Genomic DNA, 13,280 nt, shown 5'->3' on the forward strand with positions numbered 1-13,280 from the left:
GGGAATAGCTCAGTTGGTAGAGCACGACCTTGCCAAGGTCGGGGTCGCGAGTTCGAGTCTCGTTTCCCGCTCCAAATAAAGAAACGCCGTTCAATCGAACGGCGTTTTTTTTCGTCCTGATTTTATTGGGGCTTCTTTGCGGCAGGGCATCTTTCAGCCCTGCACACCTTTACAACTCAGTGCTTGCTGTCGTCGTCCGACATGCTCAGCAGTTGTTTTTCCTGGTTCCAGTCAAACGGTTCGTCGTTCTGCTCCGCTTCGTAGCGGCGCTCTTCCAGGGTCTGGTACATCTGCTGCTCTTCGTCGGGCATGTAATGCAGGCAGTCGCCGCCGAAGAACCACAGCAGGTCACGTGGCACCAGGTGGGCGATTTGCGGGTAGCGCTGGATGACCTGGCACATCAGGTCTTGGCCGAGGTAGACGCTCTCGGGATCGACGGGCATCTGCAGCATCAGGTCGTCGAAGCGCTCCAGGAACAGTGCGTGGCTTTCTTCTGGCACCTGCTCGGCCTCACCCAGGGCAACCAGAATGGTGCGCAGGTGGGTAAGCAGGGCGAGATGGTATTCCAGGCGATCGGTAGCCATGCTGGCAGTCCTCATGAGCAAAAACGGGCGCGGGAGTATACGGCTCCCGGCGCCCGATGTCCCGGTCGTTAACGAATTTTGCCGGGGCTGGGCAGCAGTTCTTCTTTGCTGAAAGCATCGACATCAATGACGCGGCGCCGGGCTGATTCGGCAGCTTCCAGGCTTTGTGCTTCTGTGGCCTGAAGGACGCCAGCGCGCAGGGCGGCGTCGATTGTCGATTCACCGGGCATCGGGCTGATCTGCCCAGCCTTGAGGGCCTGACGCAGCTTCTCCTGCAGCGGTGCGCACTGGTCGAGCAAGGTGCAGGCCTGCTGCAGGGCGCCCACCGGGTCGTCGGCATCCTGCGGGCGATAGCAGCCGGTAAGCAATTCTTCCAGTGCCGGGTCGCCTTTGGCGCGGCCGATCAACGCGGCCACTTCGGCATCCAGTGCGTCGCTCGGGCCGGTGTGTCGACGGCCGAACGGGAACACCACCAGGCGCAGGGCGCAGCCAAGGAAGCGATTGGGGAAGTTGTCGAGCAGCCGGTCCAGTGCTTTCTCGGCCTGCCCGAGGCTTTCTTCCAGGGCCCAGCTCAACAGCGGTTGCAAGTGTTCCGGTGAGCCAAGGTCGTGATAACGCTTGAGCGCCGCCGAACTCAGGTAGAGGTGGCTCAATACATCGCCCAGGCGTGCGGACAGGCGTTCGCGCCGTTTGAGTTCGCCGCCGAGCAGCATCATGCATAAGTCGGCGAGCAGGGCGAAGGCCGCGGCCTGGCGGTTGAGCGCGCGGAAGTAGCCTTGGCTCAAGGCATCACCCGGGACCCTCTCGAAGTGACCCAGGCCCAGGCCGAGGATCAAGGTGCTGGCGGCGTTGCCGACGGCGAAGCCGATGTGCTGCATCAGTAGTTGGTCGAACTCGTTCAACGCCTGGTCGTGGTCTTCGCGCCCGGCCAGGGCCATTTCCCTGAGCACGAACGGATGGCAGCGGATGGCGCCCTGGCCGAAGATCATCAGGTTGCGCGAGAGGATGTTGGCACCCTCGACGGTGATGAAGATCGGTGCGCCCTGCCAGTTGCGTCCCAGGTAGTTGTTCGGGCCCATGATGATGGCCTTGCCGCCGTGCACATCCATGGCGTGCTGGATGCACTCGCGGCCACGCTCGGTCAGGTGGTACTTGAGAATCGCCGAGAGCACCGAGGGCTTTTCTCCCAGGTCCACCGCCTTGGCGGTGAGCAGGCGGGCGCTGTCCATCAGGAAGGCATTGCCGCCGATCCGTGCCAGGGATTCCTGGATGCCCTCGAAAGCGGCCAATGGCACGTTGAACTGTTCGCGTATCCGCGCATATTGGCCGGTGACCAGGCTGGTGTACTTGGCCGCGCCGGTGCCCACCGCCGGCAGCGAGATCGAGCGGCCGACCGACAGGCAGTTCATCAGCATCATCCAGCCTTTGCCGAGCATGTCCTGGCCGCCGATGAGGAAGTCCAGCGGCACGAACACATCCTTGCCGCTGTTGGGTCCGTTCATGAATGCGGCGCCCAGCGGCAAGTGGCGTTTGCCGATTTCGACACCGGGAGTGTCAGTCGGAACCAGCGCCAGACTGATGCCCAGCTCTTCTTCCTCGCCCAGCAGGTGCTCCGGGTCGTAGGCCTTGAATGCCAGGCCCAGCAAGGTCGCTACCGGGCCGAGGGTGATGTAGCGTTTTTCCCAGTTCAGGCGCAGGCCGATGACTTCTTCGCCCTGCCACTGGCCTTTACAGATGATCCCGGTGTCGGGCATGGCGCCGGCATCGGAACCTGCCAGCGGGCCGGTGAGGGCGAAGCAGGGGATTTCCTCGCCGCGTGCCAGGCGCGGCAGGTAATGCTGGCGTTGCTCGTCGGTGCCGTAATGCAGCAACAGTTCAGCCGGGCCGAGGGAGTTGGGGACCATGACCGTCGAGGCCAGGTCGCCACTGCGGGTCGCCAGCTTCATCGCCACCTGCGAGTGGGCATAGGCCGAGAAGCCTTTGCCGCCATATTCCTTGGGGATGATCAAGGCAAAGAAGCCGTGCGACTTGATGTGTTCCCAGGCTGCGGGTGGCAGGTCCAGGTCCTGGCCGATCTGCCAGTCACTGACCATGGCGCAGAGGGCTTCGGTGGGGCCGTCGATGAAGGCTTGTTCTTCTTCGCTCAGCTCGGCTTTGGAATAGCCGAGCAGGGTGTTCCAGTCCGGGCGGCCGCTGAACAGTTCGCCATCCCACCACACGGTACCGGCATCGATGGCCTCGCGTTCGGTTTGCGACATCGCTGGCAGGGTGCGCTTGAACCAGGCGAACAGCGGGCCGCTGAAGACTTTGCGGCGCAGCTCCGGCAGCAGTACCAGTGCAGCCTTGGCCGCCAGCACCAGCCAGAGGAGCGCCAGCAGCCAGCCGGGTGCGTGGCCGAAGATGCCCATCAGCACCACATACCCCGCCAGCACGGCCAGCGCCGGCACGGCGGCAATGCGCCGGTGGGCAAGATAGGCCGCACCGATCACCAGAACCACTAACCACAACAGCAACATAGTCTTTCCTCCGTGAAACCTAAGGGCCTTCTGCGATCCATCAGAGCTTAGACGGCATCCGGCAATCGTCTTGTCAGAACAGTGACAGGCTGTGGCCGCAGGAGTTCGCCTTGCGGCGTGGGCGATTGTCAGGGTGACCGCCTGGGGTAGACTGAGAGACCGCACATCCATCAGGACGACGTTATGCTCAAGATCTGGGGCCGGAAGAATTCGACCAATGTCAGGAAGGCGCTGTGGTGCGCGCAGGAGTTGGGGCTGGAGTATGAATCGATCGATGCCGGTGGTGCCTTTGGCCTGGTCAACGAGCCTCAGTACCGTGCGCTGAATCCCAACGGCCTGGTGCCGATGATCGAAGATGACGGCCTGGTGCTCTGGGAGTCCAATGCCATCGTGCGTTACCTGTCGGCGCAGTATGGCAGTGAATCGGGCTGGTACGAGCCTGATGCGCGCAAGCGTGCCGAGGCGGACAAGTGGATGGACTGGGTGACATCTTCCCTGGCCACGCCGTTTCGCCCGTTGTTTTGGGGCATCCTGCGTACGCCTGCAGATCAGCAGGACTGGGTCGCGATCAATGCCGCACACAAGACCTGCGCGCAGCTGCTGTCGATCGCTGACCAGGCCTTGGCGCACAAGCCTTACCTGTCTGGCGACGAACTGGGCATGGGCGATATTCCGCTGGGCTGCTTTGCCTATGCCTGGTTCGAGATGCCCATCGAACGTCCCGAAATGCGCCACCTGCGCGCCTGGTATGAGCGTTTGCAGGAGCGCCCGGCCTATCAGGCAGCGGTCATGACCGCGCTGACCTGATCACTACGGTTAACCTGATAGTTATTATCGATACACATGACTGTACTTGTATGGCCTGGGCAAGCACCATGGTCATATTCACTGCGGCCGGCCTGTCCGGTCGCGTCTTGAACCTTTCAAACTGGTACGCGACCCGCTATGAGTTCTGCTCTGTCCATAAGGCAGCTAACCAAAACCTACGGCAACGGTTTCCAGGCCCTCAAGGGCATCGACCTGGATGTCGCCGAAGGTGATTTCTTTGCCTTGCTCGGTCCTAATGGTGCTGGCAAGTCCACCACCATTGGCATTCTCTCGACCCTGGTCAACAAGACCAGCGGCACGGTGAGTATTTTTGGCAACGACCTCGATCGCCAGCCTGCTGCGCTCAAGCGCTGCATCGGCGTGGTGCCGCAGGAGTTCAACTTCAATCAGTTCGAAAAGACTTTCGATATCGTTGTGACCCAGGCCGGTTACTACGGCATTCCGGCCAAGGTGGCCAAGGAACGTGCCGAGAAGTACCTGACCCAGCTCGGCCTGTGGGACAAGCGCGATGTGCCGTCACGTTCGCTGTCGGGCGGCATGAAGCGTCGCCTGATGATCGCCCGGGCGCTGATCCATGAGCCGCGCTTGCTGATTCTCGATGAGCCGACCGCGGGTGTGGATATCGAACTGCGCCGCTCGATGTGGAGTTTTCTCACCGAGCTGAACCAGCAGGGCATTACCATCATCCTGACCACCCATTACCTGGAAGAGGCCGAGCAGCTGTGCCGGCACATCGGCATCATCGACCACGGCACGATTGTCGAGAACACCAGCATGCGTGAGCTGCTGGGCAAGCTGCATGTGGAGACCTTCCTGCTCGATCTCAAGGATGATCTGCTTCAGGCGCCGCAACTGATCGGCTACCCGTGCCGGTTGCTCACCCCGAACACCCTGGAAGTCCAGGTGGACAAGGGCGTGGACAACGAAGCGGGGATCACCGGTTTGTTCAGCCAGCTGGCGCTGCAGAACATCGAAGTACAGAGCTTGCGCAACAAGACCAACCGCCTTGAGGAGCTGTTCGTGTCACTGGTCGAGAAAAACCTGGCGAAGGTGGCGGTATGAGTTCGGAGCTGAGCGCCAATCTGGTCGCCCTCAACACCATCGTCTACCGCGAAGTACGTCGTTTCACCCGGATCTGGCCACAGACCCTGCTCCCCCCGGCAATCACCATGGTCCTGTACTTCGTGATCTTCGGTAACCTGATTGGCCGGCAGATTGGCGACATGGGTGGCTTCACCTACATGGAGTACATCGTGCCGGGGTTGATCATGATGTCGGTGATCACCAACTCCTACGGCAACGTGGTCTCGAGCTTTTTCGGCAGCAAATTCCAGCGCTCGATCGAAGAGCTGATGGTGTCGCCGGTTTCGCCGCACACCATCCTGATCGGCTACACCCTTGGCGGGGTATTGCGCGGTCTGGCGGTGGGGGTGATTGTCACAATGCTGTCGCTGTTTTTCACTGACCTGCAGGTGCATCACCTGGGCGTGACCATCCTGGTGGTGTTGCTGACCGCGACGATCTTTTCGTTGCTCGGCTTTATCAACGCGGTGTTTGCACGCAACTTCGACGATATCTCGATCATTCCGACCTTCGTCCTGACGCCATTGACCTACCTGGGCGGGGTGTTCTACTCGATCAACCTGCTGCCGCCATTCTGGCAGACGGTGTCGTTGGCCAACCCGGTGCTGCACATGGTCAACTCGTTCCGTTACGGCATTCTCGGTGTCTCGGACATTCGCATAGGCGTGGCCATCAGCTTCATGCTGATTGCCACGGCTGTGCTGTATTTCGGTTGCGTGCGCCTACTGGTCAGTGGGCGAGGAATGCGCAGCTGAGATTTTTTGCTTGCGCCGGTGCCACTGCCGGCCTACCCACCAGCGCCAATAGAGCATGGTCAGGCAGTAGGCCAGGGCACCGAGCAGCAGGCCGCAGACTACCGAACCGAGCAGAAACGGCTGCCACAGGGTCGACAGTTCGCCGGTGATCCATTCGAAGGTCAGTTCCTCCGGCAAGGTTCTGGCCGGGACCTGCATCAGCCAGGCGCCCATCTGGTAGGTGCAGTAGAACACCGGCGGCATGGTGAACGGGTTGGTCAGCCAGACCAGGCTCACGGCAATCGGCATGTTGCCGCGCACCAGGATCGCCAGGCTGGCGGCCAGGAGCATTTGCATCGGCACCGGAATGAAGGCTGCGAACAGGCCGACAGCCATTGCCCGCGCCACCGAATGACGATTCAGGTGCCAGAGGTTCGGGTCATGCAACAGCCGGCCGAGAAAGCGTAAGGATTTGTGTTCCCTGATGCTGGTCGGGTCGGGCATGTAGCGTTTGAAGAGACGACGCGGCATGTAGGCTCTCGACTGGGTGAAGGGGGCAAGTATGCACCGATTCTAAAAAGCCCCCATTACAGACTTTGTGACAATTATTGAGTGAGCTGTCGGCCTCACTGAACTAAGCCTCACAGGGTGGATTTGTTCTGGAGCTGTAAACCATGCGCACAGGGATGTTAGCGCTGGCACTGGGCCTGCTGAGCCTGCGTGTCTTACCGGTTTTGCCATCGGTCGGGATCATCGTTTTGATGGCCTTGGTTGGACTGGGCTGCCTGGCTTGGCGAGTTCGTCCGGTCGGTCTGTTCCTGCTCGGCCTGTGCTGGGCCTGTCTGTCGGCACAGCAGGCGCTGGAGGATCGTCTGGCGCCGGAGCTCGATGGTCGTACGTTGTGGCTGGAGGGCAGGGTGGTCGGTTTGCCCGCGCACAATGGCCGATCAGTTCGATTCGAACTCGATGCCGCTCAATCTCGCCGTGCGCAGTTGCCGCAGCGCATGCAACTGAGCTGGTTTGACGGACCGCAGGTGAACAGTGGCGAGCGCTGGCGGCTGGCGGTCACCCTCAAGCGTCCGCATGGCTTGCTCAATCCTCATGGCCCGGATCGCGAGGCTGCCTTGCTGGCCCGGCGTATCGGCGCCACCGGTAACGTCAAGGCCGGGGAACGGCTGACGCCTGCCGAGGGTGCCTGGCGCGACGGGTTGCGCCAGCGCTTGTCGGGTGTGGATGCCCAGGGTCGTGAGGCAGAGCTGGTTGCCCTGGTACTGGGCGATGGCGCGGGCCTGGCCCGGAACAGCTGGGAAACGCTGCAGGCGACCGGCACCGTGCACTTGCTGGTGATTTCCGGGCAGCATATCGGCCTGCTGGCCGGACTGGTCTATGGCCTGATTGCCGGTTTGGCGCGGCTTGGGCTTTGGCCGCAGGCCTTGCCTTGGCTGCCTTGGGCCTGCGGTGCAGCCTTTGCCGCCGCGCTGGGTTATGGCTTGCTGGCCGGTTTTCAGGTGCCAGTTCAACGCGCCTGCGTGATGCTGGCGGTGGTGCTGCTCTGGCGTTTGCGCTATCGCCACCTGGGGGTGGGCTTACCGTTGTTGCTGGCACTCAATGCCGTGTTGCTGTGGGAGCCATTGGCCAGTCTGCTGCCAGGGTTCTGGCTATCATTCGCCGCGGTTGCGGTGCTGCTCTTCACGTTCAGTGGCCGGCTCGGCGCCTGGAGCCCCTGGCGCGCGTGGGGTCGGGCGCAGTGGTTGATCGCCCTGGGATTGTTGCCAGTGTTGATCGCATTGGGGTTGCCGGTCAGTCTCAGTGCGCCGTTGGCCAACCTGTTCGCCGTGCCCTGGATCAGCCTGGCGGTGCTGCCACTGGCATTGCCGGGAACCCTGCTGCTGCCCGTGCCGTTTGTGGGGCAGGGGTTGCTCTGGCTGGCGGGTGGGCTGCTTGACGTGTTGTTCAGTCTGCTTGGGCAACTGGCCCAATGGCAGCCGGCCTGGACACCGGAGTCTTTGTCATGGCCACTCTGGGCCTTGCTCTGGTTGGGGACAGTGTTGCTGTTACTGCCCCGTGGCTTGCCAATGCGTGTGCTCGGCTGGCCATTGCTCCTGCTGGCTGCCTTTGCGCCGCGAGAGCGGGTACCGCACGGCCAGGTGGAGGTCTGGCAGCTGGATGTCGGCCAGGGCCTGGCGTTCGTGCTGCGCACCCGGCAGCACACGATGCTGTACGACGCCGGGCCTGCACTGGGTGAGCATGACCTGGGCGAGCGGATCGTGTTGCCGAGCTTGCGCAAGTTGGGGGTGCAAGCGCTGGACCTGATGTTGCTCAGTCATGCCGATGCCGATCATGCGGGCGGCGCCCTGGCGATCAAGCGCGGCTTGCCGGTGCATCAGGTGCGCGGAGGTGAAACCGCGCGGCTAGCCCCCGCCTTGCAGGCACAGCCCTGTGTCAGCGGCGAGCGCTGGCAGTGGGACGGCGTGAACTTTTCGGTGTGGCAATGGCAGGGCGGTCGCGACAGCAACCAGGAATCCTGCGTACTGCTGGTCGAGGCCGGTGGCGAGCGGTTGTTGCTTGCCGGCGATCTCGATGCCGCTGGCGAGCGGGCCTGGCTCGGTGACTGGCAAGCCACCCGGCTCGACTGGTTGCAGGCGCCGCACCATGGCAGTCGTACCTCGTCCAGCCAGGCGTTGCTGGCAGCCACGGCGCCGCGTGGCGTATTGATTTCCAGGGGGCGTTACAACGCATTCGGCCATCCCCATGCCGAGGTCATGGAACGCTACCGGATAAATGGCATCGAAGCCTTCGACAGTGCCGTGCACGGTGCGTTGCGCCTGCGTCTTGGGACTTTCGGCGAGCCTCTGGGGCTGCGCGGCCAGCGGCGCTTCTGGCGAGACCCGAGTTGACGACCTTCGGCAGATGAGCGTCCAAGGGTCCTATGGTAGAGTGGCGGACTTTTTCAAGGGGATGCTAACTGTGTGGGAATTGGTCAAGTCCGGTGGTTGGATGATGCTGCCGATCATTCTGAGTTCCATCGCCGCCATGGCTATCGTCGCCGAGCGTCTCTGGACCCTGCGCGCCAGCCGGGTCACTCCGCCGCACCTGCTGGGTCAGGTATGGCTGTGGATCAAAGACAAGCAGCTGACCAGTGACAAGCTCAAGGCCCTGCGCGCCGATTCGCCGTTGGGCGAGATCCTCGCCGCGGGCCTGGCTAACTCCCGGCATGGTCGCGAGATCATGAAGGAGTGCATCGAAGAAGCCGCAGCCCGGGTAATCCACGAGCTGGAGCGCTATATCAATGCCTTGGGCACCATTGCCGCGATGGCACCGTTGCTTGGTCTGCTCGGCACCGTACTGGGCATGATCGATATCTTCAGTGCATTCATGGGCACCGGCATGACCACCAATGCCGCGGTGTTGGCCGGCGGTATCTCGAAAGCATTGATCACCACTGCAGCCGGTCTGATGGTCGGTATTCCGTCGGTGTTCTTCCACCGCTTCCTGCAGCGCCGTATCGACGAACTGGTGGTCGGCATGGAGCAAGAGGCGATCAAGCTGGTCGAAGTGGTGCAGGGCGACCGTGATGTCGACCTGGCCGAGGGCAAGGCGTGAAATTCCGGCGCAAGGCACGGGAAACCGTGGACATCAACCTGGCGTCATTGATCGACGTCGTGTTCATCCTGCTGCTGTTTTTCGTGGTGACCACCACCTTTACCCGCGAAACCCAGCTGCGGGTCGAACTGCCGGAGTCGGTCAGCGGTGCGCCGGCACCCGACAGCGAGCTCAAGCAACTGGAAATCACCATCAGCGCCGATGGCGTCTATTCGCTGAACAACAACCTGTTGCCCAAGAGCGATCTGGCGACGCTGACCGAAGCCCTGCAGAAAGAATCTGCCGGTGACACCAAACTGCCGTTGTCGATCAGCGCCGACGGCAAGACCCCGCACCAGGCGGTGGTCACTGCCATGGATGCGGCCGGCAAGCTCGGTTTCAGCCAGTTGCGCATGACCACGGTCGAGGCTGCCCAAGGAACACCTTGATGGCCTTTGCTGATCGCCTGCTCAATGCCTGGTACGCCGGGCATCCGGCTCTGGGACTGCTGCGCCCGCTTGAAGCGCTCTATCGCCGGGTGGTGCTGCGCAAGCGCGCGCGCTTTCTCAGTGGCGAAAGTCAAAGTTACCGCGCTCCGGTGCCGGTAATCGTGGTGGGTAATATCACCGTTGGCGGCACCGGCAAGACTCCGATGATCCTCTGGCTGATCGAGCATTGCCGGCAGCAAGGTTTGCGCGTCGGTGTGGTCAGTCGTGGCTATGGCGCCAAACCGCCGCAGTTGCCCTGGCGGGTACGCGCTGAACAAAGCGCGGCCGAGGCTGGGGATGAGCCACTGCTGATCGTCCAGCGCAGCGGCGTACCGCTGATGATCGATCCGGACCGTTCGCGCGCCGTGCAGGCGTTGCTGGCCAGCGAACCACTGGACCTGATCCTGTGTGACGACGGCATGCAGCATTACCGCCTGGCCCGTGACCTGGAGCTGGTGCTGATCGATGCCGCCCGGGGCTTGGGTAACCGCCGCTGTTTGCCCGCAGGACCTCTGCGCGAGCCGGTGGAGCGTCTGCAGGAGGTGGATGCACTGCTCTACAACGGCGCCACAGCGGATCGTGACGATGGCTATGCGTTTGCCCTCAAGCCAATCGCGCTGGTCAACCTGCGCAGCGGCGAGCGCGTAAGTGTCGAACACTTCCCGGCGGGGCAGGCGGTCCATGCGGTTGCCGGCATTGGCAATCCGCAACGTTTCTTCAATACCCTGCAGGGGCTAAACTGGCGGCCTGTGCCGCACCCGTTTGCCGATCATGCCGAGTACAGCGCCCAGGCCCTGAGCTTCAGCCCAGCGCTGCCACTGGTCATGACCGAGAAAGACGCAGTCAAATGCCGTGCCTTTGCAGCGGACGACTGGTGGTACCTGGCGGTCGATGCTGTGCCTTCACCGGTCTTTGTGGCCTGGTTCGACGGCCAGCTTGAGCGATTGTTGCAGGCGCCATCGCAGCCCTGATTCTTTTCTTTTTCCGGCCACTGGCCTGAGGAATATCCATGGACACCAAATTGCTCGACATCCTGGCCTGCCCGATCACCAAAGGCCCGCTCAAACTCAGCGCCGACAAGACCGAGCTGATCAGCAAGGGCGCTGGCCTAGCCTATCCGATCCGCGACGGTATTCCGGTGATGCTTGAAAGTGAAGCCCGTACCCTGACCGATGACGAGCGTCTGGATAAATGAGCCTGACTTTCACTGTGGTGATTCCGGCACGCCTGGCTTCCACCCGCCTGCCGGGCAAGCCGTTGCTGCCGATTGCCGGCAAGCCGATGATCCAGCATGTCTGGGAGCAGGCACGCAAGAGCAGCGCCAGTCGCGTGGTGATTGCCACTGATGATGCCGGTATCTACCAGGTCTGCGAGTCCTTTGGCGCTGAAGTGCTGATGACCCGTGAAGATCATGATTCGGGCACTGACCGTCTGGCCGAAGTGGCCACCAAGCTCGGGCTGGCTGCGGACGCCATTGTCGTCAATGTCCAGGGCGACGAGCCGCTGATTCCACCGATCATCATTGATCAGGTGGCGGCCAACCTCGCGGCGCATCCTGAAGCAGGCATTGCGACCCTGGCCGAACCGATCAGCGACGTCACCGCCGTGTTCAATCCCAATGCCGTCAAAGTGGTCAGCGACTGCAACGGTCTGGCCTTGACCTTCAGCCGGGCGCCATTGCCCTGGGCGCGGGATGTGTTTGCCCAGAGCCGCGATACGCTGCCGGAAGGCGTGCCTTATCGTCGGCATATCGGCATGTACGCCTACCGTGCGGGTTTCCTGCAGGACTTCGTCGCCTGGGGACCTTGCTGGCTGGAGCGCACCGAATCGCTTGAGCAGCTGCGTGCGCTCTGGCATGGCGTGCGTATTCATGTTGCCGATGCCATCGAAGCGCCACCGGTTGGCGTCGATACCCCTGAAGACCTGGAGCGCGTACGGCGCATTCTGGAGGCCTGATGCGGGTTCTGTTTGTCTGCCTGGGCAATATCTGCCGCTCGCCTACCGCCGAAGGCGTGTTGCGCCATCAGCTTCAGGCCGAAGGCCTGGGTGAGCTGATCGAAGTGGCCTCGGCGGGTACCGGTGACTGGCATGTCGGCAAGCAGCCGGACAGCCGTACCCGCCGCGCCGCGCAATTGCGCGGCTATGACCTGTCGCAGCAGCGCGCACAGCAGGTCAAGGCCGGGCACTTCAATGACTACGACCTGATCCTGGCAATGGACAAGAGCAACCTTGGCCATCTGCGGGCCATGCAGCCGGCCGGGGCAAAAGCCGAGCTGGACCTGTTCCTGCGTCGCTATGAGGGGGCGCTGGATGAAGTGCCGGATCCTTACTACGGCGGTGAGCAAGGTTTCGAGCAGGTGCTTGACCTGATCGAGGCTGCCTGTCGCCAATTGGTCATCGAACTCAAGGGTCGTCTATGAGCGGTCAGTGGCAGGAGCAGGTATCGCTCAAGCCGTACAACACATTCGGTATTGATGTCAGGGCGCGGTATTTCACCGAAGTCCACAATGATGCCGAGGTTCGTCAGGCCCTGGCCGACGCCAGGCAGCATGACGTTCCGGTGCTGGTCATTGGCGGCGGCAGCAATCTGCTGTTGACTGCGGATGTGCAGGCCCTGGTGTTGCGTATGGCCAGTCGTGGCCTGCGTATTCTGGCCGATGATGGGCAGCGGGTAATTGTCGAAGCCGAGGCAGGGGAGCCCTGGCATCCTTTCGTGCAGTGGAGTCTGGCCCAGGGCTTGGCGGGGCTGGAGAACCTCAGTCTGATTCCCGGTACCGTCGGTGCTGCGCCGATGCAGAACATTGGTGCCTACGGGGTCGAGATCAAGGATGTCTTCCTCGGGCTGACCGCGCTGGACCGCCAGACCGGCGAGTTGCACGACTTTGATCTGGATGGGTGCCAGTTTTCCTACCGCGACAGCCTGTTCAAGCAGCATCCAGGGCGTTGGCTGATTCTGCGGGTACGTTTCGCCTTGAGTCGCGTCATGCATGCGCATCTGGACTACGGTCCGGTGCGTCAGCGCCTGAGCGAGCAGGGTATCGGCCAGCCGACCGCACAGAATGTCAGTGATGCAATTTGCAGCATTCGCCGGGAGAAGCTGCCAGATCCGCTAGAGCTCGGCAATGCCGGGAGCTTCTTCAAGAACCCGGTGGTCGCCGCTGTGCTGGCCGACAAGATTCGTCTGCAGTATCCGGGGCTGGTGGCTTATCCACAGGCCGACGGGCAGATGAAGCTGGCGGCGGGCTGGCTGATCGAGCAGGCGGGCTGGAAGGGGCACCGTGAAGGCGATGCCGGGGTGCACCGTCTGCAGTCGTTGGTACTGGTCAACTATGGCCAGGCCACTGGCCTGCAGCTGCATCAGTTGGCGCAGAAAATCCAGGCTGACATTCTTGAGCGCTTCGGCGTCAGGCTTGAGATGGAGCCGAATCTGTACTGAGGTGGTGTGGGAGCTGGCCTTGCCAGCGA

At 62.2% G+C, this 13,280-nt stretch carries 14 protein-coding genes; 11 read left to right on the plus strand and 3 right to left on the minus strand.

Going from position 1 to position 13,280, the window contains the following annotated elements:
• Positions 1-176 precede the first annotated feature (176 nt).
• Positions 177-584 carry a PA2817 family protein gene (locus AC07OF_RS24625; RefSeq protein ID WP_038608535.1) on the minus strand — a complete coding sequence of 136 codons (408 nt, stop codon included), beginning with the start codon at positions 582-584 and terminating at the stop codon, positions 177-179.
• 68 nt (positions 585-652) lie between these two features.
• On the minus strand, positions 653-3,100 hold the full coding sequence (locus tag AC07OF_RS24630; RefSeq protein ID WP_495073603.1) for an acyl-CoA dehydrogenase: 2,448 nt from the start codon (positions 3,098-3,100) through the stop codon (positions 653-655).
• Between the two features lie 183 nt (positions 3,101-3,283).
• On the opposite strand from AC07OF_RS24630, the gene AC07OF_RS24635 reads away from it, so the two are divergent.
• From AC07OF_RS24635 to AC07OF_RS24645, 3 genes are all read left to right on the plus strand, one after another.
• Positions 3,284-3,907, plus strand: coding sequence for a glutathione S-transferase family protein (locus AC07OF_RS24635; RefSeq protein ID WP_476445646.1), 624 nt, complete (start codon positions 3,284-3,286; stop codon positions 3,905-3,907).
• A gap of 138 nt (positions 3,908-4,045) precedes the next feature.
• Positions 4,046-4,990 carry an ABC transporter ATP-binding protein gene (locus AC07OF_RS24640; RefSeq protein WP_157191719.1) on the plus strand — a complete coding sequence of 315 codons (945 nt, stop codon included), beginning with the start codon at positions 4,046-4,048 and terminating at the stop codon, positions 4,988-4,990.
• Positions 4,987-5,766 carry an ABC transporter permease gene (locus AC07OF_RS24645; protein WP_157191720.1) on the plus strand — a complete coding sequence of 260 codons (780 nt, stop codon included), beginning with the start codon at positions 4,987-4,989 and terminating at the stop codon, positions 5,764-5,766. The genes AC07OF_RS24640 and AC07OF_RS24645 overlap by 4 nt, the downstream gene beginning before the upstream one ends.
• On the opposite strand, the gene AC07OF_RS24650 is transcribed toward AC07OF_RS24645, so the two are convergent.
• Complete coding sequence (locus tag AC07OF_RS24650) at positions 5,734-6,276, minus strand: DUF2062 domain-containing protein (protein ID WP_157191721.1); 543 nt, start codon at positions 6,274-6,276, stop codon at positions 5,734-5,736. The genes AC07OF_RS24645 and AC07OF_RS24650 overlap by 33 nt on opposite strands.
• Positions 6,277-6,419: 143 nt before the next feature.
• Here AC07OF_RS24650 and AC07OF_RS24655 point away from each other — a divergent pair, with 143 nt between their 5' ends.
• From AC07OF_RS24655 to murB, 8 genes are all read left to right on the plus strand, one after another.
• Entirely contained in the window at positions 6,420-8,642 is a 2,223-nt protein-coding gene (locus tag AC07OF_RS24655; RefSeq protein WP_157191722.1) for a DNA internalization-related competence protein ComEC/Rec2, read from the plus strand.
• A gap of 70 nt (positions 8,643-8,712) precedes the next feature.
• The gene (locus tag AC07OF_RS24660; protein WP_038608555.1) at positions 8,713-9,348 is read left to right on the plus strand and encodes a MotA/TolQ/ExbB proton channel family protein; all 636 of its coding nucleotides are present in this window, start codon (positions 8,713-8,715) and stop codon (positions 9,346-9,348) included.
• Positions 9,345-9,776: an ExbD/TolR family protein gene (locus tag AC07OF_RS24665; protein WP_157191723.1), complete on the plus strand. Its 432-nt coding sequence runs from the start codon at positions 9,345-9,347 to the stop codon at positions 9,774-9,776. Before AC07OF_RS24660 ends, AC07OF_RS24665 begins: the two co-directional genes overlap by 4 nt.
• Entirely contained in the window at positions 9,776-10,786 is a 1,011-nt protein-coding gene (gene lpxK, locus AC07OF_RS24670; RefSeq protein ID WP_495073604.1) for a tetraacyldisaccharide 4'-kinase, read from the plus strand. The genes AC07OF_RS24665 and lpxK overlap by 1 nt, the downstream gene beginning before the upstream one ends.
• 38 nt (positions 10,787-10,824) lie before the next feature.
• On the plus strand, positions 10,825-11,010 hold the full coding sequence (locus AC07OF_RS24675) for a Trm112 family protein (RefSeq protein WP_003247142.1): 186 nt from the start codon (positions 10,825-10,827) through the stop codon (positions 11,008-11,010).
• Positions 11,007-11,771, plus strand: coding sequence for a 3-deoxy-manno-octulosonate cytidylyltransferase (gene kdsB / locus AC07OF_RS24680; protein ID WP_157191725.1), 765 nt, complete (start codon positions 11,007-11,009; stop codon positions 11,769-11,771). The genes AC07OF_RS24675 and kdsB overlap by 4 nt, the downstream gene beginning before the upstream one ends.
• Positions 11,771-12,235, plus strand: coding sequence for a low molecular weight protein-tyrosine-phosphatase (locus tag AC07OF_RS24685; protein ID WP_038608570.1), 465 nt, complete (start codon positions 11,771-11,773; stop codon positions 12,233-12,235). Before kdsB ends, AC07OF_RS24685 begins: the two co-directional genes overlap by 1 nt.
• Positions 12,232-13,251, plus strand: a complete 1,020-nt coding sequence (murB, locus tag AC07OF_RS24690; protein ID WP_157191726.1) for a UDP-N-acetylmuramate dehydrogenase — start codon at positions 12,232-12,234, stop codon at positions 13,249-13,251. Before AC07OF_RS24685 ends, murB begins: the two co-directional genes overlap by 4 nt.
• The last annotated feature ends 29 nt before the right edge of the window (positions 13,252-13,280 follow it).

The sequence above is a fragment of the Pseudomonas sp. GW821-FHT10B02 genome (assembly GCF_059415665.1).